This is a genomic window from Actinoplanes sp. NPDC021490 (assembly GCF_055562135.1).
Genome location: NZ_JBVHFW010000011.1, coordinates 309,823 through 329,657 on the forward strand (window position 1 = coordinate 309,823; position 19,835 = coordinate 329,657).

General features: G+C 70.7%; 18 protein-coding genes. 11 read left to right on the top strand and 7 right to left on the bottom strand.

The genetic code is table 11. The annotated features are described in order from the left end of the window. Positions 1-43 precede the first annotated feature (43 nt). Together ACZ3I4_RS28040 and ACZ3I4_RS28045 are read right to left on the bottom strand one after the other, a co-directional pair. The gene (locus ACZ3I4_RS28040; RefSeq protein ID WP_465384993.1) at positions 44-226 is read right to left on the bottom strand and encodes a hypothetical protein; all 183 of its coding nucleotides are present in this window, start codon (positions 224-226) and stop codon (positions 44-46) included. Next, positions 204-1,781, bottom strand: a complete 1,578-nt coding sequence (locus ACZ3I4_RS28045) for a hypothetical protein (protein ID WP_465384994.1) — start codon at positions 1,779-1,781, stop codon at positions 204-206. Before ACZ3I4_RS28045 ends, ACZ3I4_RS28040 begins: the two co-directional genes overlap by 23 nt. 170 nt (positions 1,782-1,951) lie before the next feature. Here ACZ3I4_RS28045 and fbaA point away from each other — a divergent pair, with 170 nt between their 5' ends. Then, positions 1,952-2,977, top strand: a complete 1,026-nt coding sequence (gene fbaA, locus ACZ3I4_RS28050) for a class II fructose-bisphosphate aldolase (protein ID WP_465384995.1) — start codon at positions 1,952-1,954, stop codon at positions 2,975-2,977. A 103-nt stretch (positions 2,978-3,080) separates the two neighbouring features. Then, on the top strand, positions 3,081-3,614 hold the full coding sequence (locus tag ACZ3I4_RS28055) for a hypothetical protein (RefSeq protein WP_465384996.1): 534 nt from the start codon (positions 3,081-3,083) through the stop codon (positions 3,612-3,614). Here the strand turns inward: ACZ3I4_RS28055 and ACZ3I4_RS28060 are convergent. Further along, positions 3,576-4,811: an LOG family protein gene (locus ACZ3I4_RS28060; RefSeq protein ID WP_465384997.1), complete on the bottom strand. Its 1,236-nt coding sequence runs from the start codon at positions 4,809-4,811 to the stop codon at positions 3,576-3,578. The two genes, ACZ3I4_RS28055 and ACZ3I4_RS28060, sit on opposite strands and share 39 nt — an antisense overlap. 18 nt (positions 4,812-4,829) lie before the next feature. Here ACZ3I4_RS28060 and ACZ3I4_RS28065 point away from each other — a divergent pair, with 18 nt between their 5' ends. Together ACZ3I4_RS28065 and ACZ3I4_RS28070 are read left to right on the top strand one after the other, a co-directional pair. After that, positions 4,830-5,843, top strand: coding sequence for an ADP-ribosylglycohydrolase family protein (locus ACZ3I4_RS28065; RefSeq protein WP_465384998.1), 1,014 nt, complete (start codon positions 4,830-4,832; stop codon positions 5,841-5,843). 51 nt (positions 5,844-5,894) lie between these two features. After that, positions 5,895-6,317 carry a DUF3151 domain-containing protein gene (locus ACZ3I4_RS28070; RefSeq protein WP_465384999.1) on the top strand — a complete coding sequence of 141 codons (423 nt, stop codon included), beginning with the start codon at positions 5,895-5,897 and terminating at the stop codon, positions 6,315-6,317. 220 nt (positions 6,318-6,537) lie between these two features. Here ACZ3I4_RS28070 and ACZ3I4_RS28075 read toward each other — a convergent pair whose 3' ends face one another. From ACZ3I4_RS28075 to ACZ3I4_RS28085, 3 genes are read right to left on the bottom strand one after another with little or no spacing between them, the layout of a single operon-like run. Beyond that, positions 6,538-8,415 (bottom strand): MinD/ParA family ATP-binding protein, encoded by a 1,878-nt coding sequence (locus ACZ3I4_RS28075; RefSeq protein WP_465385000.1) that lies wholly within the window; start codon positions 8,413-8,415, stop codon positions 6,538-6,540. Between the two features lie 50 nt (positions 8,416-8,465). Then, positions 8,466-9,422: a diacylglycerol kinase family protein gene (locus tag ACZ3I4_RS28080; protein WP_465385001.1), complete on the bottom strand. Its 957-nt coding sequence runs from the start codon at positions 9,420-9,422 to the stop codon at positions 8,466-8,468. A gap of 1 nt (position 9,423) precedes the next feature. Continuing rightward, entirely contained in the window at positions 9,424-10,716 is a 1,293-nt protein-coding gene (locus ACZ3I4_RS28085; protein WP_465385002.1) for an adenylosuccinate synthase, read from the bottom strand. 119 nt (positions 10,717-10,835) lie between these two features. On the opposite strand from ACZ3I4_RS28085, the gene purD reads away from it, so the two are divergent. After that, complete coding sequence (purD, locus tag ACZ3I4_RS28090) at positions 10,836-12,077, top strand: phosphoribosylamine--glycine ligase (RefSeq protein ID WP_465385003.1); 1,242 nt, start codon at positions 10,836-10,838, stop codon at positions 12,075-12,077. A 37-nt stretch (positions 12,078-12,114) separates the two neighbouring features. Here purD and ACZ3I4_RS28095 read toward each other — a convergent pair whose 3' ends face one another. Continuing rightward, positions 12,115-12,567 (bottom strand): SCP2 sterol-binding domain-containing protein, encoded by a 453-nt coding sequence (locus tag ACZ3I4_RS28095; protein WP_465385004.1) that lies wholly within the window; start codon positions 12,565-12,567, stop codon positions 12,115-12,117. Positions 12,568-12,698: 131 nt separating this feature from the next. Between ACZ3I4_RS28095 and ACZ3I4_RS28100 the strand changes: the two genes are divergently transcribed. From ACZ3I4_RS28100 to purL, 6 genes are all read left to right on the top strand, one after another. After that, entirely contained in the window at positions 12,699-13,214 is a 516-nt protein-coding gene (locus ACZ3I4_RS28100) for an ArsR/SmtB family transcription factor (protein WP_465385005.1), read from the top strand. Then, on the top strand, positions 13,211-14,521 hold the full coding sequence (locus ACZ3I4_RS28105; protein ID WP_465385006.1) for an MFS transporter: 1,311 nt from the start codon (positions 13,211-13,213) through the stop codon (positions 14,519-14,521). Before ACZ3I4_RS28100 ends, ACZ3I4_RS28105 begins: the two co-directional genes overlap by 4 nt. Beyond that, complete coding sequence (gene purB, locus ACZ3I4_RS28110; RefSeq protein WP_465385007.1) at positions 14,518-15,939, top strand: adenylosuccinate lyase; 1,422 nt, start codon at positions 14,518-14,520, stop codon at positions 15,937-15,939. Before ACZ3I4_RS28105 ends, purB begins: the two co-directional genes overlap by 4 nt. A gap of 336 nt (positions 15,940-16,275) precedes the next feature. Further along, positions 16,276-16,533 (top strand): phosphoribosylformylglycinamidine synthase subunit PurS, encoded by a 258-nt coding sequence (gene purS / locus ACZ3I4_RS28115; RefSeq protein WP_465385008.1) that lies wholly within the window; start codon positions 16,276-16,278, stop codon positions 16,531-16,533. Then, on the top strand, positions 16,530-17,237 hold the full coding sequence (purQ, locus tag ACZ3I4_RS28120; RefSeq protein WP_465385069.1) for a phosphoribosylformylglycinamidine synthase subunit PurQ: 708 nt from the start codon (positions 16,530-16,532) through the stop codon (positions 17,235-17,237). The genes purS and purQ overlap by 4 nt, the downstream gene beginning before the upstream one ends. Then, positions 17,237-19,810, top strand: a complete 2,574-nt coding sequence (gene purL, locus ACZ3I4_RS28125; RefSeq protein WP_465385009.1) for a phosphoribosylformylglycinamidine synthase subunit PurL — start codon at positions 17,237-17,239, stop codon at positions 19,808-19,810. The genes purQ and purL overlap by 1 nt, the downstream gene beginning before the upstream one ends. Positions 19,811-19,835 lie beyond the last annotated feature (25 nt).

The window sequence follows — 19,835 nt, forward strand, 5'->3', positions numbered from 1 at the left end:
GCCGTTCGGGGCCTGTGGACAACGAAAACGCGGCGCCGGGATCTCAGCGATACTCGTCGTCGCCGTGCACGACCTCACTGCGGTCCTGCGCGTCCCACTCCGGTGTCTCGACACTCAACTCGGGAGAAACCTGTGCGTCGTCCGCATAGTCGGGATAGGCCTCGGTCGACTGCTCGGCCGCGTCCTCTGCCGGCGTCTCCAGGTCAACGTCTCGCGGATACGTCATGGGGCTCACCCTCCTGTAGCGATCCGGCCGAACTTGCCCCCTCAGCATGCGCGTAAACCGCCCGCCGGGAACGACGAACCGCGAGCAGGAGTCCGGCGAGCACCAGGGTGGCGCCGGCCAGCGCGGTCCAGCCCGCCCGGGGGCCGGTGATCGGCAGTGCGGCGGCGCACTTCACACCGGGCACGGTCACTGTGAGCGTGGCGTTGTGGTCGGTCCGGTGCGCGGCGGCGGCGTCGTAGTCGTAGAGGCGGTCGGGCACCGCGACGTTGCCGGGGTCGCCGCATCCGTCGCTGACTTCGACGGTGAACGGGAAGCTCGCCCGCTGACCCGGCCCGAGGTCATCGGTGAGCGGGCAGTAATACGTGTCGTCCGAGGCCCCGTCGCATTGGCCGGAGTCGGTCACCTCGACGTTGGCGGGCATCCGGACGGCCACGGGCAGCGCGTTGTTGCGGAACAGGCCGGGGCGGAGCGTGCCCGGCCCGAAGTTCATCAGCCCCGGCATGAACCGCAGCTGGTTGCCGAGGGCCGACTCCCGGGTGGCGCCGACGGCCGACAGATCGGGGAACCCCTTGCCGCCGACCATGAACGTCGTCGTGGTCGAGTTGTTCTCCGGGTGCACCTCGGCCTGGGGTTTGCCGGCCTGCCCGGTGGCCAGCGGCACGAGGGTGAGCGCGGCGCCCGTACCGGGAGTGCCGTAATCGCCGAGATCTTCGTCGTCCCACTCGGTTCTGGTCGTCCACTCGTGGGTCACCTCGGCCGAGCTTCCGGGGACGGTGTCGGCCGGCGACCGCAGCAGGATCGGCCGGCCGAGCGCGTAGGTGCGTCCGGGCGCGAGCTCGGTGTCGAAGGTGCAGACCACGACCAGGCCGTAACGGCAGTTTCGATACGCGGTCGGAACGAGCAGCCGGGATGCCGCCGCCAGCACCAGGACGACGCCCGTGGCCGCGGTCGCGCCCCCGTTGCGTACCTCCGGAATGATCTTGGCGGTGCGGCCCGGTGCGGCCTTGACCTCGCGGTCCTCGCCGGCCACGAGGTCGACTCCCTCGCCCACCCGGATCGTCGAGGTCGCCGTGCCGACTGCGCCGTCGCCGACCTGTGCGGTCACCGTCACGTCCGCGCTGTCGCCGGTCTTGGCGACCGCCTTGGGCGTCACGAGCAGCAGGGCGGCGACGTCGATCGACTCGGCGGTGCGGAACGTCGAGCCGAACGAGCACACGAACTTCGGCCCCGTACGCCGGCAGGGCGGTGCCGGCGGGGCGGAGGATCCCTCGTCCACCGGGTCGACATCGATCAGGTTGAACGTCGAAACGATGTCGACGTCGGCGAACCGGGTCGCGTCACCCAGGTCGACGGTCATTTCGAGGGTCTGCCGGGAGCCGGTCTCGACGTTGCCGGTGTGCACCCAGAGCGGTGTGATCTTCTGGGGGCCTCCCGGGGCCAGCGTGACCTGTGCGAGCCGGGGTTCCGCCGTGGCGTCCGCCGGTGCCGCGGCAGCGGGCGGCGGCAGCAGGACCAGCAGGAGAGCGGCCGCGAACACCCGGAAGAGAGATTGCATAGTCGGAGCGTAAATCGCCCTCTATGTCCCATGCGCCGGATTCCCTGGAAGGTTGCGGGGTCATTTCCCATCGCCGGAACGCCTACGGAATACTTGCGTGCTGGAGGACAGCGCGGTCCTGCCCTCTGTCTCCGGCAGTCAAAGCTAAGCAAAGAGCAAGGAGCGCACCGATGCCCATCGCTTCTCCCGAGGTCTACGCCGAGATGCTGGACCGCGCCAAGGCCGGGGCGTTCGCCTACCCCGCCATCAACGTGACGTCCTCGCAGACCCTCAACGCGGCCCTCCAGGGCTTCGCCGAGGCCGGCAGCGACGGCATCGTCCAGATCTCCACCGGCGGCGCCGAGTACGCGTCCGGCCCGACCATCAAAAACATGATCACCGGTGCGGTCGCGCTCGCCGAGTACGCCACCGAGGTCGCCAAGAACTACCCGATCAACATCGCGCTGCACACCGACCACTGCCCGAAGAACAAGCTCGACGGGTACGTCCGCCCGCTGCTCGCGCTGAGCAAGGAGCGCGTCGCCAACGGCCAGGCGCCGCTTTTCCAGTCGCACATGTGGGACGGCTCGGCCGTGCCGGTCGACGAGAACCTGCAGATCGCCGAGGAGCTCCTCAAGGACGCCGCGGCCGCGCACATCATCCTCGAGATCGAGGTCGGCGTGGTCGGTGGCGAGGAGGACGGCGTCTCGGCCGCGATCGACGACAAGCTGTACTCGACCGTCGAGGACGGCCTGGCCACCGCGGCCGCCCTGGGCCTGGGCGAGAAGGGCCGCTACATGACGGCCCTGACCTTCGGCAACGTGCACGGCGTGTACAAGCCGGGCAACGTCAAGCTGCGCCCCGAGATCCTCAAGGAGATCCAGGACGCGGTCGGCGCCAAGTACGGCAAGGAGAAGCCGTTCGACCTGGTCTTCCACGGTGGTTCGGGCTCGCTGCTGTCCGAGATCCACGGCGCCCTGGACTTCGGCGTGGTCAAGATGAACATCGACACCGACACGCAGTACGCGTTCACCCGTCCGGTCGTCGACCACATGATGAAGAACTACGACGGCGTCCTCAAGATCGACGGCGAGGTCGGCAACAAGAAGGCGTACGACCCGCGCGCCTGGGGCAAGCTGGCCGAGGCCGGCCTGGCCCAGCGTGTCGTCGAGGCCTGCGAGCACCTGCGGTCGAGCGGCACCACTCTCTCGAAGTAATCGAGAAGTAGTCGAACGGTTACGGCCGGTCCCCAAGAGGGGGACCGGCCGTCTTCGTGTTGCCGGGTTACTCAGAGGTATGTATACGATCGATCCTTCCCCGGTGAGGAGGATCAAGATCGTGCTCGGCATCGAGGGTTACGAACCCGAGTGGCACCATGATGCCGACGCGCTCGCGGCCGTTCACCGCACGAGGTTTGTGCGGCTCATCGGGCGAAAATTGCGATCAAGCTGGCTGATGTGGGACATGGCCGAGCGAGGCTGGTTCGCGGACGGCCCGGTGATCCTCGACTTTGGAACCACACACGTAGAGATTACGCATCGTAAGTTCGACGAGTGCGCGATCACCTGGGACCAGATCGACCTCAACGTCCCGATCGACTGGTACGAGCACTTCGACTGGCGCCCCGACCCGACCGCGGCCCTGCGGCACGCCCGCGGGTGCGTCCTGCGCGCGGTCAACATCATCGAGCTGGTCACGGTGGCCGAATGGCGGCCACGCATCCTGCACGCGGTCGAGTTCCTCTTCGACGGCGCCCGGCTCGCGATCTACAACGCGATGGACGAGAACGGCATCAACGACGTGCCCGAGACCGAGCTACCCGTGACCAACTGGCGGCGTGTGCATGTGGCCTGACCCGGCCGCGAGGGCGGCCATGGCCTCGTCGATCGAGTCGGTGACCACAACCAGATTCGACTGATCCCCGTACGGGCTCCGGGCCAGCAACGGACGCAGCAGCTCCTCCACCGGCAGCTGCCGCCAGTGCTCGACGCCGAGGAACACGAACGCACCGGACGGACCGTCGGTCTGGTAGAAGGTCTTCGTCGCGGCCTGGAAGATCTCCTGCACCGTGCCGGCCCACCCGGGCGCGAACACGATGCCGCCCCGCGAAAGTCGAAGGATCGAATCCTCCCGTACGGCGTTGGAGAAGTACTTCCCGATCTGCCCGGCGAACAGGTTGGCCGGCTCGTGACCGTAGAGCCAGGTGGGCAGGGCCAGGCCACCGTGCCGCAGGCGGCCCACCACGTCGGTCGCCGCGGTCGGCGGAGCCGGAAACTTCGCCCGTACGGCCAGAGCAGCGGCGGTGTACGGGTCGTGGTCGGCGAAATGCGGCGCCTCCGACAGCAGCTCGACGGCCGCGTGCAACTCCGTCGCCGGGCGGGTCGAGAAGTACGCGCCCAGGTTGGCCGCCTCCATCACGCCCGGCCCGCCGCCGGTCACCACCAGCCGCCCGACCGCGGCCAGCCGCCACGAGAGGGTCGCCGCCATTCGGTACGCCGCCGAACCGCGCGGCGCCGCGTGTCCGCCCATGATGCCGACCGCGCCGTCCCGGCCGCGCGCCTGCACCCAGGCCGCCAGCGCCTTGCCGAGCGCGTTGTCGACACCCGCGTCGTGCAGCCGCTGGGCGATCGCCTCGCGGATGTCGGGCGCCGCGCCGCCGTGCGCCACGAAATGGTCGTACACCTTGGTGTCGTACATGCCGGCGAAGCCCTCGGAAGCGAACCCGAACGACAGGTCCTCCGGCGTGTAGAGCGCCGCCGGATGGGTCGGGTAGGGCCGCGCGTCGAACGGCGGGATCACATGCGCCCCGCGCCGCATCAGGTCGATCTCGACGTCATCGGCCAGACGGCAACCCACGAACAGGGCGCCGGCCACGTCGACCTCGGTCAGATCGGGCGGATCGAGATCGAGCCGGAGTCCGAGAATCACCAGGTCGGCCAGCGACTTCCCGGCCAGATGGTGATCGAGCTCGGCCCGCGATTCGATCTCGGAGACGGTGGCGTCGAACGGGGCAGGGCCGCCGAACACAGGCTGTAAGGGGTCGCCGGGCATGAACGTAGGGTAGTCACCGTGCAAAACGCTGCGGGATCGCTCTACGGACTGGCCTACGGGGACGCGCTCGGCAAGCCCACCGAGTTCCAGGACTACGACACCATTGTCCGCCGCTACGGCCCGGCCGGCCCCCGCGAGCTGACCGGCCGTCCGGCGCTCGTCACCGACGACACCCAGATGGCCCTGGCGGTCGGCGAGGCGATGCCGGCCGCCCCCGAGATCACTCCGGCGGTGATGGAGCCGCTGCTGCGCCGGGCCTTCCTCGACTGGGCGGCGAGCCCCGACAACAACCGCGCCCCCGGCAACACCTGCCTGCAGGCGTGCGCCGCTCTGTCCGACGGGCGGCCGTGGCAGCAGGCGACGGTGGCCGGCTCGAAGGGCTGCGGGGCCAACATGCGCGTCACCCCGGTCGGCCTGCACCCCACCCTCGACGAGGACCAGCGCGCCGGCCTGGCCCAGCTGCAGGCCGGGCTCACGCACGGACATCCCACCGGGCTGGCGGCGAGCGAACTGACCGCGTACGCGTGCCGGTGGCTGGCCGACGGACTGGCCCCGGGCGACCTGCTCGAGGCGTTGCGCGAGCGTTCCGACAGCCAGCGCAAGATCTATCGCGAGGAGTGGCTGGGCGACCTGTGGCAGCGCTCCGCGATGGCCACGGCGGAAGAGTTCATCGCGCGCGGCTGGGACGAGACGGCCGCCGCCCTCGACCGGGTCCGCGACGCGCTGGCGGCCGGAAACTTCGCGGGTGACCCCTGCCTGGCCACCGGCGAAGGCTGGATCGCCGAGGAAGCGCTGGCCACCGCGCTCTACTGCTATCTGATCTCGCCCGACGAGCCGGTGGCCGTGCTGGGCCGGGGCGCGGCCTCGTCCGGCGACTCCGACTCGATCGCCTGCCTGGCCGGGGCTTTCGCCGGTGCGGCGCTCGGCCTGGACGCGTGGCCGGCCGCGTGGCGGCAGCAGATCGAATACACCGACCGGCTCGCCCGCCTCGCTCGGGCGTGGGACGGAGAACACTCGGCGAAACGTGGGTGATCTGGAGCGCCCCGCCGGAATGCATCGCCACCGGACCGGTTGAATAGGGTCATGCAAAACCTGCTTCCCGAGCCTCCCGCCACCAAGCTGCCCGTCGACGCCGAAGCCGACAAGGCACTAGCGGAGGCCACCGCGACCGGCACCACCGTCGCCCTCAAGACCGTTGCGGCCGCCTACCCGGCCTACAGCGGCGGCTGGGCGGCCCTCGCGGCCGAAGCGCTCGCCGCCGACGAGCCGGTGACCGCGTACGCGTACGCCCGCACCGGTTATCACCGTGGCCTCGACGCTCTGCGCCGCAACGGCTGGAAGGGCCACGGCCCGATCCCGTGGGCGCACGTGCCCAACCAGGGGTTCCTGCGCTGCCTGCACTCGCTGTCGCAGGCCGCGGCCGAGATCGGGGAGGCCGACGAGGCGGCCCGATGCGCGCAGTTCCTCCGGGACAGCGACCCGGCCGCGGCGGACGCTCTTACGTAGGGGAACTCTTTTCGTGGGCTTACTTACGACGTGGACAAGCGCAAACTGAGCCTGATGGCTCCGCTTCGCTTCGCGTGCGATTCGCCTTGTAACCGGTGAGTTGGCTCGCGGTTTCCTGCCACCCGCAAAAACCGACGGGCGTCAGAAAACCGAGAGCCAACTCACCGGCGGCGAATCGCGGGTATCCGACCTGATCTCGCCGTTCGCCGTGGGCGGGGAACTACAGGCCCTCGGCTACGGCGGCCGCGATCTTCAACCAAGCCTCTTTGGTGTTGTTGGAGAGGTGGCCGTAGCGGATGGGCTCGCCGGAATCGATCAGCTTCTCGTACGGGGCCAGCAGCACTGCCCTCGTACGGGCGGCGAAGTGGCGTTGGATGGCCGGCAGGTCGATGTCCTTGCGGGTGGGGGGCATCGAGACCACGCTGACGGCCTGACGCACCAGGCGCTGGCGTCCGCTCTGCTCCAGGTGGTCGAGCATGCGGGCGGCGGTCTCGGCCGAGTCGTTACGGGCCGACATGGTGATCACCAGCTGGTCGGTGGCGTCCATGGCCGCCTGCCAGTTCTGCGCGCGCACGTTGTTGCCGGTGTCCACAAAGATCAGCTTGTAGAACCGGCTCACGATCTCGCGGATCTCACCGAACGCGTCGGCCGTCAGCATCTCGCCCGCGGTCGCCGACTCGTCCGAGGCGAGCACGTCGAACATGCCCTCGCCCTGCGCCCGCACGTATTGCGAAAGGTCGCCGACCCGGCCGTGCGAGCCGCGGAAGAGATGCAGGTCGCGCATCATGTCGCGCACCGTACGGGCGTGGAAGTCCTGCTGGGCCCGCATGCCGAGGGTGCCCTGGGTCTCGTTGTTGTCCCAGGCCAGCACGTAGCCGCCGCGCTTCTGCCCGAACGTCATCGCCAGCAGCAGCACGGCCACGGTCTTGCCGGCGCCGCCCTTGGGGTTGACCACGGTGACCTGCCGCAGCCCGCCGAAGTTGCGCCGGACCATCTCGACGTCCTGCTTGAACTCCTGCTCGCGCTTGCCCGGGGCCAGCTTGACCAGGCCCATCGTGCTCTTGCGGAGGATCGCCCGGGCGCCCTGCGTGGCCACCGGGTCGGCCGGCTTGGCCATGCGGCGGCGGGCGAACTCCTCGGCCGTCGGCGTGCCGTCGGAGACCCACGGAAGATCCTGGAACGGGTCGGTGGACGGCGGCGCGGGGGTGGGCGCCGGCGGGTGGGCCATCGCGCGCGGATCCACGCTCGGCGGGTAGGGACCGGGCCGCTGCGGCGCGGGCTGCGGACCATAGCTCTGCGGCGGGTAAGGCGGCGGGCCCTGCTGCGGATAAGGCGGCGGAGCCGGCTGTGCGGGATAGACAGGCGGAGGCTGTGGATGCGCTTGCGGCGGTACGGCGGCGGCGCCGTGCGCGGCCGGCGCCTGAGAAGCCGGCCGATAAACCGCACCGTTCGACGGCTCGTCGCCGGTCGTCCACCCGTCGTCGGAACTCGGGTCGGAGGCGGCCGGCGGCGGCGCGCTGCGCTGCGTGGGCACCGCGGCGGTGCCCGGCCGGGACCGCTCGACCGGCATCGGGGCGGGGCCGGAGGAACCCGGCTCCGGCGCGACGGCCGGCGGGCCGGGACGGTGTGGCGGCTGCGACCAGGGCGAATCCGGCGAACTGTGCACACCGGACTCGGAACCGTCATCGACCGAAGAGGGGGATGCCGAAGAGGAGGCGCCCGGATGCTCCGCCGCGGCCAAAGGCTCCTGACCGGCGTGCGGTTCAAGATTGGGCCAGGCCTGCGTGGGTGGCGGATGGGCGGCCGGGCGCGGCGACGGCACTTGGATGTGAGCCGGCGGCGGAATCGGCACGGCCTGCGGCGGCGGCACCGGGATGCGGTCGCCCGGCCGATACATGCCCGGCGTGCCGTTCGGGCCCGGGGAGTGCGGCAACGGCACGGCCGGCGGAGCGTCGTGCGGCACGGGCCGCCCGTGCACCGGCGCCTCCAGTTCCTCCGGCGCCCACAACGGCTCCACGTCCCGGTCGGGCGGCGCGGGGTTGTTCGACGTGCCCGGGACGTAGACGCGGTCAGCGTCCTCGTCCTCCACCGGTACCACTGATGCAACCCTCCCCGGATGCTGCTCGTACTTGCGTACTACACAGTAGGTCAGCTCGCGTAGACCGCCCAGGCCCCGGCTTCGGTCCACCACGAGCGCTTGCGGTTCATCGAGCCGCCGACCCCGTCGTCGAGGAACTGGATCTCGCCGTCGCGGGGGAGCACCGACACCGCACGACCGCGCGCCCGGCGCACCTCGACCCGCATCTTGGAGCCGCGGAACCGCTGTTTGACCACCGTGGGCACGGCCACCGCGACCTCGACCTGGCCGTCGACCGCGTCGCCCTCGGCCAGCATGCGCATGCCCGCGAACTCCGCATAGCCCGCGCTGTTGCCGATCGCGCAGGCCAGGATCGGATCGTCGCCGTTGGACAGCACCGCGTCGTCGACCTCGACCCGGCCCCGCCACGGCACCGCGCGCCCGTCGTCGTCCATGCCGCCGACCAGCGCGCCGTCCACGGTGACCGAGCCACCGTCGTTGCGCAGCAGGTCGAGCCGCCGCACCGAGCCGCTCATCACCGCGGCCGCGACGGCTTCCGGCGTACGGGGAAGGCCGAGCTGGGCGGCGAGATCCGTCGTGTCGCCCGCGTCGAGCGGCAGAATCGCCAGCGGCGGCAGGTCGGGCACCGTGCGGCCGGCAACCAGGTCGTCCGGGCGCTTGCTGGGCGGCGGAGCGTAGCGGCGGACCAGCCGGCGCACCACGGCCCGCAGCTGCCCGTCGGTCGCCGAGGCCACCACCAGCCGCAGCTTGCTCTCGGCGTCGGGCCAGGTCAGCCCGTCGGGCCGGGCCGGCGCGTCGAAGCGGGCGATGACGTCGTCGATCTCCTGATCGGAACTCGCGGTGATCGTCTCGACGCGGGCGCCGGCCGCGGTGAGCGCGTCGGCGCACTTGAGCACCGGCACCCGCGGTGCGCACGCCGTGGCCGGGGCGCAGCCGCCGCACTCGTCGCCGCACGCGCCCCCGGAGCCCTGCCCCTCGGCCAGGCTGAGCAGCACCACGTCGTACATGTCAGGCCTCGCTCAGAACCGAGTGACGCTCGATGACCTGGTCGCGCGCGGGGCCGACGCCGACCACCGAGATGCGGGCCCGGATGCGCTCCTCGACATAGAGGACGAAGTCCTGCGCCTCCTTGGGCAGGTCGTCGAACGACCGCGCGCCGGAGATGGTCTGCTTCCAGCCGGGCAGCGTCTCGTAGATCGGGATCGCGTGGTGGAAGTCGGACTGGCTGATCGGCATCTCGTCGTGCCGGACGCCGTTCACCTCGTACGCGACACAGACCGGAATCTCGTCGAGATCGTCGTAATTGTCCAGCTTGGTCAGGACGAAGTCGGTGACACCGTTGATCCGCTGGGCGTACCGGGCCATCACCAGGTCGAGCCAGCCGATCCGGCGCGGGCGGCCGGTGGTCGTGCCGTATTCCTGGCCGACCTCGCGCAGGTGGTCGCCGAACTTGTCGTGCAGCTCGGTCGGGAACGGGCCCTCGCCGACGCGCGACGTGAACGCCTTGAGCACCGCGACCACCCGGTCGATGCGGGTGGGCGGGATGCCGGAGCCGGTGCACGCGCCCCCGGCGGTCGCGTTCGAGCTGGTCACGAACGGGTAGGTGCCGTGGTCGACGTCGAGCAGGGTGGCCTGGCCGGCCTCGCACAGCACGACCTTGCCCTCGTCGAGCGCCTCGGAGAGCTCGAGCGCGGTGTCACCCACGTACGGGCGGAGACGCTCGACGTAGGACAGCAGTTCGTGAACCACGTCGTCGACCTTGACGGCCTGCCGGTTGTAGATCTTGGACAGCACCTGGTTCTTGAACGACAGGGCCGCCTCGACCTTCTGCCGCAGGATCGACTCGTCGAAGAGGTCCTGCACGCGTACGCCGACGCGGTTCATCTTGTCGGCGTAGGTCGGGCCGATGCCGCGACCGGTGGTGCCGATCCGCCGCGCACCCAGGTAACGCTCGCTGACCTTGTCGAGCGAGCGGTTGTACGACGCGATGACGTGCGCGTTCGCGCTGATGCGCAGGCGCGACGTGTCGATGCCGCGCGCCTCGAGCCCGTCGATCTCCTGGAACAGCACCGCCAGGTCGACCACGACCCCGTTGCCGATCACCGGAACCACGCCCGGGGTCAGGATGCCGCTCGGCAGCAGGTGCAGCGCGTACTTCTCGCCCTTGATCACAACGGTGTGACCGGCGTTGTTTCCGCCGTTGAACTTCACCACGTAGTCGAGCCGGTCGCCCAGCAGGTCAGTGGCCTTGCCCTTGCCCTCGTCGCCCCATTGGGCGCCGACCAACACGATCACCGGCACTTGCTTGACGCCTTCCGTCGAACAGGTCGTACTCGGCAGAGGTCCGGGTACTGCCGAAGTTTACGCGACTGCCCTGCTGTGCGATGGGGGGAAGCGGAGCGCCGGTAGGATCGCCCGTCGTGCGCGTACTTCTGATCGGTTCCGGCGGCCGTGAACACGCCCTCGCCGTCGGCCTCGCCGCCGACCCCTCCGTCTCTTTCCTGGCCGCCGCCCCCGGCAACCCCGGCATCGCCCAGGTCGCCGAGCTCTACGAGGTCACGGCGACCGATCCGGCCGGTGTCGCCGCGCTGGCCGTCGAGCTCGCCGCCGACCTGGTGGTGGTCGGTCCGGAGGCGCCGCTGGTGGCCGGGGTGGCCGATGCCGTCCGGGCCAAGGGCATCGCCTGCTTCGGCCCGAGCGCCGCGGCGGCCCAGCTCGAGGGGTCCAAGGCATTCGCCAAGGACGTGATGGCCGCGGCCGGGGTGCCGACCGCTCGCTCGTACGCCTGCACCGACGCGGACGCCGTGAGCCGCGCGCTCGACGACCTCGGCGCCCCGTACGTGGTCAAGAACGACGGTCTCGCCGCCGGCAAGGGCGTGGTGGTGACCGACGACCGCGACGTGGCCGAGCGGCATGCGGCCGAGTGCGGCAAGGTCGTCATCGAGGAGTACCTCTCCGGCCCCGAGGTCTCGCTGTTCGTGGTGACCGACGGCACGACCGCCGTCCCGCTGATGCCGGCGCAGGACTTCAAGCGGCTGGCCGACGGTGACGAGGGTCCCAACACCGGCGGCATGGGCGCGTACGCCCCGCTCGGCTGGACGCCGAAGAACCTGGTGCCCCGGGTGCTGCTCGAGACGGTCGAGCCGACCCTGGCCGAGATGCGCCGCCGCGGCACCCCGTTCGCCGGCTTGCTCTATGTCGGACTCGCGCTCACCCCGGACGGCCCCAAGGTCATCGAGTTCAACGCCCGCTTCGGCGACCCCGAGACGCAGGTGGTGCTGGCCCTGCTCGAGACGCCGCTGGGCGGGCTGCTCAACGCGGCCGCCACGGGCACGCTGGGGGAGCAGCCGCCGCTGCGCTGGCGTGACGGCGCCGCGATCACGGTGGTGGTGGCCAGTCAGAACTATCCGGCCACCCCGCGTACGGGTGATGTGATCGAGGGCGCCGAGGTGCCGGGCGTGATCCACGCGGGAACGGCGCGGCGCGAGGACGGCGCTCTGATCTCCGCCGGTGGGCGTGTGCTCAGCGTGACCGCCACCGGCCCCGATCTGGCCTCGGCTCGTGACGCCGCCTACGCCCTGGTCGGCGGCGTGCGCCTGGACGGCGCCCAGTACCGCACAGACATCGCCCTGGGCGCGGTCGAGGGACGCATCAAGCTGTGACCGGAGGGGGCGCCGTTGGGCGCCCCCTCCGCGAGCGTCAGCCCTTGGGGATGTCGAAGAGCTTGGCCACGTTGGCCGCCAGGCCCAGGTCGCCCTTCGCCTTGATCTTGCCGGTCATGAACAGCATCATCGGGTTCGCGTCGCCCGAGACGACCTTGAGGAACGTGACGGCGTCCATGGTCATGGCCAGCTTCGGGTCACGGACCGGCTGGTTGGTGACCGTGCAGGCGCCGTTCTCGATCACCGTCTCGTAGGTGTCGCTCGAACCGCCGGCGCCGCCCGTGATGATCCAGTGGATCACCGCGGTCGTGTTGCCCGCCTTCTCGGGGCGGAACAGCGTCGGCATGCGGTTGAAGACCTCGTCGAGGATCTTGGTGCGGGAGTCACCGGCCATCACCTCGGCCAGCTTCGCGTCCGGCGTCGCCTTGACGAGCTGCGCGAACTCCTTGGGCCCGATGGAGGCGAGCGAGTCCGGGTTGAAATCAGTCATCGGTGAAGACCTTTCAGGCTGCGTCGACCTACTCGTCAGTAACTTTAGCGGCATTGCCGTCCGCCCGTGCAGTGTGCCACTCCCCAACAATCGTTGGACAGTCGGCTCGCCGCGCCCCTAGACTCCCCAACATGTCTTTGGGAGATGAGGGTGCGGCGCTCCGGGCGATGGCTCATCCCGTGCGGCTGCGCATCCTGTCCTTGCTCACCAGCGGCCCGCTCACGGCGGCCGAGGTGGCCCGTGAGCTGGGGCTGACCCACGCCAACGCGAGTTACCACCTGCGCAACCTGCACTCGGCCGGCATCGTCGTCGCCGCCGGCGAGGAGAAAATCCGGGGTGGTGTCGCCAAGCGTTATCGATACGATCCCGCTCGCGACACCGCGCCCGAGAACCCCGACCAGAGACGGGCGCTGTTCGCGACCCTCGGCAACGAGCTCGTCCGCCGTACGGCGCAGGGCAGCTTCACCTCGAAGGGCCTGCTCGGCGACGGCGAGTTCTGGGTCGACCCCGATCGGTGGCTCGAGCTGCGCTCGCGGTTCGCCGAGCTGGTCGACGAGCTGCATCGGGTGGCCCAGCCGCCTCGCACCCCCGGCACCATCCGTACGAGCACCACCGTCGCGATGTTCGAGATGGAGTCCCCAGAATGAGCGGCACCTTCGCCCCGCTGCGCCACGCCTCGTTCCGCTATCTCATCGCCGGTCGCACGGTCAACGCGCTCGGCAACTCCTTCGCCCCCATCGCGCTGGCCTTCGCCGTCCTCGACCTGACCGGCTCGGCCACCGACCTGGGCCTGGTGGTCGGCGCCCGCACCATCGTGAACGTCGTCTTCCTGCTGTTCGGCGGCGTGCTCGCCGACCGCATGCCGAAGCACTTGCTGATGGTCGGAGCCAGCGCGGCGGCAGCCGTGACCCAGGCCATGGTGGCCGCTCTCGTGCTCACCGGCACGGCCACCATCCCGCTCCTGATGGCGCTGGGCGCGATCAACGGCATGGTCGGCGCCCTCGCCCTGCCGGCGAGCTCCTCGATCCTCCCGCTGACCGTTCCGGCCGACATCCGGCAACAGGCCAACGCGTTCAACCGGCTGTCGCTCAACTCGGCCGCCATCCTGGGCGCGCCGCTGGCCGGGGTGGTCGTCGCGGCCAGCAACCCGGGCTGGGGCATCGCGGTCGACGCCGCCACCTTCGCCCTCGCCGCGCTGCTGTTCCTCCCGTTGCGCAAGGTCACGACGGCGGCCCGGCCATCGGCGCCGGCCGAGGGGGTCATCGGCGGCGAGCAGACGCCCGGCGAGGCGGCCGTCGAACCGTCCCGGCCCAACATCTTCGCCGATCTGCGCACCGGCTGGAGCGAGTTCCGCTCACGCACCTGGCTCTGGGCCGTGGTGGCCGCCTTCGCCGTGATCAACGCGGCCTGGGCCGGCGGCCTCTACGTGCTCGGTCCGGTCGTCGCCGACGACACCATCGGCCGCCGGGCCTGGGGTCTCGTGCTGGCCGCGCAGACCGGCGGCATGATCCTCGGCGCGCTGCTGGCGATGCGCCTGCGGATGCGCCGCCTCCTGCTCTTCGGCGTGATCAGCACCTTCGGCATGGCCCTGCCGCTGTTTCTGCTCGGGCTCTACCCGCAGGTCTGGGTGCTGATCGCCGGCGCGCTCGTGGCCGGTGTGATGTTCGAGCAGTTCGGCATCGCGTGGGAAACGACCATGCAGGAGCACATCCCGCCGGACAAGCTGGCCCGCGTCTATTCGTACGACATGGTGGGCTCGTTCGTGGCCATTCCGATCGGCGAGATCGCGGTCGGCCCGATCGCGCACGCGGCCGGGGTCAAGGCGACTCTGGTCGGCGCGGGCGTGCTGGTGACCCTGGCCGTGATCGGCATGCTGATCAGCCGTGACGTGCGCAGCCTGCGGCACAAGCTGCCGGAACCCGAAACCGGTGCCGTGAAAGAATCGGTCGCGTGAGCATCCCGAACGTCCTCGCCGCCCGTTACGCCTCCGCCGACCTCGTCGCGCTCTGGTCCCCGGAGGAGAAGATCCGGATGGAGCGCCGCCTCTGGCTGGCCGTTCTCCGGGCCCAGCGCGACCTCGGCGTGGCCGTTCCGCCCGGCGCCGTCGAGGCGTACGAGTCGGTGCTCGACCAGGTCGACCTCGAGTCGATCGCGGCCCGCGAGCGGATCACGCGCCACGACGTCAAGGCCCGCATCGAGGAGTTCAGCGCGCTGGCCGGCTTCGAGCAGATCCACAAGGGAATGACGTCGCGCGACCTGACCGAGAACGTCGAGCAGCTGCAGATCAAGGCGTCGCTCGAGCTGGTCCGGGCCCGGGTGATCGCCGCGCTGGCCCGGCTCACCGAGCGCGCGGTCGAATACTCCGACCTCGTCATGACCGGCCGCTCGCACAATGTCGCGGCCCAGGCCACCACGCTGGGCAAGCGCTTCGCCTCGGCCGCGGAAGAGCTGCTCATCGCGTACGAGCGTCTCGACGATCTGATCGCGCGGTATCCGCTGCGCGGGATCAAGGGCCCGGTCGGCACCGCGGCCGATCAGCTCGACCTGCTCGACGGTGACTTCGAGGCGCTGGCCGCGCTCGAGCAGCGCGTCGCTGGGCACCTCGGCTTCGAGCGGGTGCTCAGCAGCGTCGGCCAGGTCTACCCCCGGTCTCTCGACTTCGACGTCGTCTCGGCGCTGGCCCAGATCGTCGCCGGGCCGTCCTCGCTGGCCACCACGATCCGCCTGATGGTCGGTCAGGAGCTGGTCACCGAGGGCTTCAAGCCGGGCCAGGTCGGCTCGTCGGCCATGCCGCACAAGATGAACACGCGCTCGTCCGAGCGGGTCAACGGCCTGGCCGTGATCGTCCGCGGCTATCTGTCGATGGTCGGCGAGCTGGCCGGTGACCAGTGGAACGAGGGTGACGTTTCGTGCTCGGTGGTGCGCCGGGTCGCGCTGCCCGACGCGTTCTTCGCCACCGACGGCCTGTTCCAGACGTTCCTCACGGTGCTCGACGAGTTCGGCGCCTACCCCGCGGTGATCGCGCGCGAGCTCGACCGGTTCCTGCCGTTCCTCGCGACGACCAAGATCCTTGTTGCGGCCGTACGCAAGGGGGTCGGCCGCGAGGTCGCCCATGAGGTGATCAAGGAGCACGCCGTCGCCGTCGCGCTCGCGATGCGGGAAAAGGGCGCCGCCGTCAACGACCTGTTCGACCGGCTCGCCGCGGACGGCCGGCTCGAGCTGGGCCGGGCCGAGATCGACACCCTGGTGGCCGATCGGGCCGCGTTCGTGGGCGCCGCGCCGTCTCAGGTCCGTTCCGTGGCCGACCGCGTCGCGACGATCGTGGCCGCGCACCCCGAGGCGGCCAAGTACGCGCCCGCGCCCATTCTCTGAGAACGTGCCGCTGGGGCGCGGCGGAGATGATCATCACGCCGCGCCCCGGCGGAGCTCGTGCCGTGCGGCGGCGGGGCGGCTGCCGCACGGCCTCGATGGAGATCGATGAGCTGACCGTATGTGCCCACCCCGGCGCCGAACAGAACCCAGTTCGCACCTATCACGATGTGATGACCCCGCGTTTGCTTGAAGTTTCGATCGACACGGTGTCCGAGATCACCGCCGAGTTGGCTGCTCAGCGCCCCCGGCGTCGCGCGGCCGGCACCGGCCGAAAATCCCGTAGCGTGGCCCGCAAGGTAGGCTCCACGTGCTTACACCTATCAGTCAGGAGTGCCCGTGGCTCGCGTCGTGGTCGACGTCATGCTCAAGCCGGAGATCCTCGATCCGCAGGGCCAGGCGGTCGCGAATGCGCTGCCCAGGCTCGGCGTCAACGATGTCTCGTCCGTCCGCATCGGCCGGCGGATCGAGATCGAATTCGCGGGCGAGCCCGATCTCGACCAAACCCGTGAGATCGCCGACAAGCTGCTCGCCAACCCCGTGATCGAGGACTTCACCATCCACGTTCACGAGGACGCTACGGCGGAGGTCGCCTGAGCATGCGCATCGGTGTGGTCACCTTCCCGGGTTCGCTCGACGACGGGGACGCGGCCCGCGCCGCGCGCATCGCCGGCGCCGACGTCGTCCGCCTCTGGCACGGCGATCCCAACCTGCACAATGTCGACGCCGTGGTGCTGCCCGGCGGCTTCTCCTACGGCGACTATCTGCGCTGCGGCGCGATCGCCCGCTTCGCGCCGGCCATGGAGTCGATCATCGACGCCGCCCGGGGCGGTCTGCCGGTGCTCGGCATCTGCAACGGCTTCCAGATCCTCTGCGAGGCGCACCTGCTTCCCGGCGCGCTCACCCGCAACCAGCACCTGCACTTCCGCAACCGCGACCAGCACCTGCGCGTCGAGTCGACCAGCACCGCGTGGACCAACAACTTCACGGCCGGTCAGGAGATCCTGATCCCGGTGAAGAACGGCGAGGGCTGCTACGTCGCCGACGAGCGCACGCTCGACCAGCTCGAGGCCGAGGGCCGCGTGGTCGCGCGTTACATCCGCGGAAACCCGAACGGATCGCAGCGCGACATCGCCGCGATCACCAACGAGGCCGGCAACGTCGTCGGCGTCATGCCGCATCCGGAACACGCCGTGGAGTCGCTGACCGGTCCGTCGCTCGACGGCCTCGGCTTCTTCACCTCCGTCCTGCGGGCCCTGGCCGGGGCGTCCGCGGGCGTGAACGCAGGGGGACACCAGTAATGACGACGCAGCCGGACACGTCCGTCGCCCCGAAGCAGACAGGCTTCGCCGCGACCGATGTGCTGGTCAACGAGTTCGACGGCGGACCGGACACCGTCCAGCGCGCCCACAGCACCCCCGACGAACTGCAGCCACACACCGATCTCGGTCTCAAGGACGACGAGTACGACCGGATCCGGCAGATCCTCGGCCGCCGTCCCACCGCCTCCGAGCTCGCGATGTATTCGATCATGTGGAGCGAGCACTGCTCCTACAAGTCGAGCAAGGTGCACCTGCGCCAGTTCGGCGACAAGGCGCCGCGCGACACGCGCATGCTGGCCGGCATCGGAGAGAACGCCGGTGTCGTGCAGATCTCCGACGAGCTGGCAGTCACCTTCAAGGTCGAGTCGCACAACCACCCGAGCTTCGTCGAGCCCTACCAGGGCGCGGCCACCGGCGTCGGCGGCATCGTGCGCGACATCCTGGCGATGGGCGCCCGCCCGATCGCGGTGATGGACCCGCTGCGTTTCGGCGCGGCCGATCACCCCGACACCGCCCGCGTGCTGCCCGGCGTGGTCGCCGGCATCGGCGGATACGGCAACTGCCTGGGCCTGCCCAACATCGGTGGCGAGATCGTCTTCGACCCCACCTATCAGGGCAACCCGCTGGTCAACGCGCTGAGCATCGGCGTGCTGCCGGTCGAACGCCTGCAGCACAAGGAGGCGGCCGGTGTCGGCAACGTCGTCGTGCTGCTCGGCGCGCGCACCGGCCGTGACGGCATCGGCGGCGTCTCCGTGCTGGCCTCGGCGACCTTCGACGAGGAGGCCGAGCAGCGCCGCCCGTCGGTGCAGGTCGGCGACCCGTTCATGGAGAAACTGCTCATCGAGAGCTGCCTCGAGCTCTACGACGCCGGGCTTGTCGCCGGCATCCAGGACCTCGGCGGCGCGGGTCTGACCTGCGCGCTCACCGAGACGGCGGCCGCGGCCGGCACCGGCATGCGGGTGTGGCTCGAGCGGGTGCCGCTGCGTGAGGCGTCCATGTCGCCCACCGAGATCCTGGCCAGCGAGTCCCAGGAGCGCATGCTCCTGATCGTCACGCCGGAAAACCTCGACCGCGTGCTGGCCGTCGCCGAGAAGTGGGGCGTCTGGGCCACCGCGATCGGCGAGGTCACTCCGGCCGACGAGGACGGCTCGCCCGGCCGCCTGGTGATCACCTGGAACGACCACGTCGTGGTGGACGTGCCCCCGGGCTCGCTCGCCGACGACGGCCCGGTCTACGCCCGGCCGATCCGCGAGCCCGCCGACCTGATTCTGCTGCAGGCCGACAAGGCCGAGACGCTGCCCCGGCCGTCGACCGGCGACGAGCTGCGCGAGACCGTGCTGCGCATGATCTCCTCGCCGAACCTGTGCGACAAGTCGTGGGTCACCGAGCAGTACGACCGCTACGTGCTCGGCAACACCGTGCTGGCCCAGCCCGAAGACTCGGGCGTGCTGCGCATCGACGAGAACACCGGCCTCGGTGTCGCGCTGTCGGTCGACGGCAACGGCCGTTTCGCCCGCCTCGACCCGTACGAGGGTGCACGGCTCGCGCTGGCCGAGGCGTACCGCAACGTGGCGGTCACCGGGGCCGAGCCGGTCGCCGTGACCGACTGCCTCAACTTCGGCTCGCCCGAGGACCCGGCCGTGATGTGGCAGTTCGCCGAGGCCGTCCGCGGTCTGGCCGACGGCTGCCAGCAGCTGGGCACCCCGGTGACCGGCGGCAACGTCAGCTTCTACAACCAGACCGGCGCCGCCGCGATCCACCCGACCCCGGTGGTCGGCGTGCTGGGTGTCTTCGACGACGTCGCCCGGCGCATCCCGATGGGCTTCCCGGCCACCGGCGGCGAAGGTGACCTGCTCTTCCTGCTCGGCGAGACCTCCTGCGAGCTGTCCGGTTCCGAGTGGGCGTGGGTCACCCACGGCCACCTGGGCGGACGCCCGCCGAAGGTCGACCTCGAGGCCGAGCGCCGGTTGGGCCGGCTGATGGCCCACGCCTCGCGTGCCGGTCACGTCAGCGCCGCCCACGACCTCTCCGACGGCGGCCTCTCGCAGGCCCTCGTCGAGAGCTGCCTGCGCCGCAACGTGGGAGCCAGGGTGGCGCTGCCCGAGGACGGTCAGTCCGCGTTCGTGCACCTGTTCAGCGAGTCGGCCGGTCGTGCGCTGGTCGCGGTGCCGCGCGGGCAGGAAACGGCGTTCACGGCTCTGGCCTCCGAGTACGGCGTGCCCTGCGCCCCGCTCGGTGTCACCTCGGCCGAACCGGTTCTCGACGTCCGTGACCAGTTCAGCCTGCCGCTCGACGAGGCTCGCGCGGTCTACGAGGCGACGCTGCCTGCGCTGTTCGGCGGTGTGGCCGAGCTGGCCAACCGGCACGGCGACCCCGAGCACGCGGCCGACCCGACGGCGCCCGCCGGCCCCGACCGCGGTGACGCGGTGCTCGTCGCGGCGGCGTCCGGCGCGGCCATGGAGTCGGCGGCCCCGATCGAGGCCGACGGCATTCCCGCCGCGTCCGTGGCCGAGGTCAAGGAGCCGTCGCCCAACGACGACGCCCCGGCCTGATCTCAGCGCACAAAAGAGCCGGCCA

Coding starts and splice junctions, on each gene's coding strand:
- fbaA (WP_465384995.1), top strand. CDS start 1,952: ATGCCCATCGCTTCTCCCGAGGTCTACGCCGAGATGCTGGACCGCGCC.
- purL (WP_465385009.1), top strand. CDS start 17,237: ATGACGACGCAGCCGGACACGTCCGTCGCCCCGAAGCAGACAGGCTTC.
- ACZ3I4_RS28045 (WP_465384994.1), bottom strand. CDS start 1,781: ATGCAATCTCTCTTCCGGGTGTTCGCGGCCGCTCTCCTGCTGGTCCTG.
- ACZ3I4_RS28105 (WP_465385006.1), top strand. CDS start 13,211: ATGAGCGGCACCTTCGCCCCGCTGCGCCACGCCTCGTTCCGCTATCTC.
- ACZ3I4_RS28070 (WP_465384999.1), top strand. CDS start 5,895: ATGCAAAACCTGCTTCCCGAGCCTCCCGCCACCAAGCTGCCCGTCGAC.
- ACZ3I4_RS28095 (WP_465385004.1), bottom strand. CDS start 12,567: ATGACTGATTTCAACCCGGACTCGCTCGCCTCCATCGGGCCCAAGGAG.
- ACZ3I4_RS28080 (WP_465385001.1), bottom strand. CDS start 9,422: ATGTACGACGTGGTGCTGCTCAGCCTGGCCGAGGGGCAGGGCTCCGGG.
- ACZ3I4_RS28040 (WP_465384993.1), bottom strand. CDS start 226: ATGACGTATCCGCGAGACGTTGACCTGGAGACGCCGGCAGAGGACGCG.
- ACZ3I4_RS28100 (WP_465385005.1), top strand. CDS start 12,699: ATGTCTTTGGGAGATGAGGGTGCGGCGCTCCGGGCGATGGCTCATCCC.
- ACZ3I4_RS28060 (WP_465384997.1), bottom strand. CDS start 4,811: ATGCCCGGCGACCCCTTACAGCCTGTGTTCGGCGGCCCTGCCCCGTTC.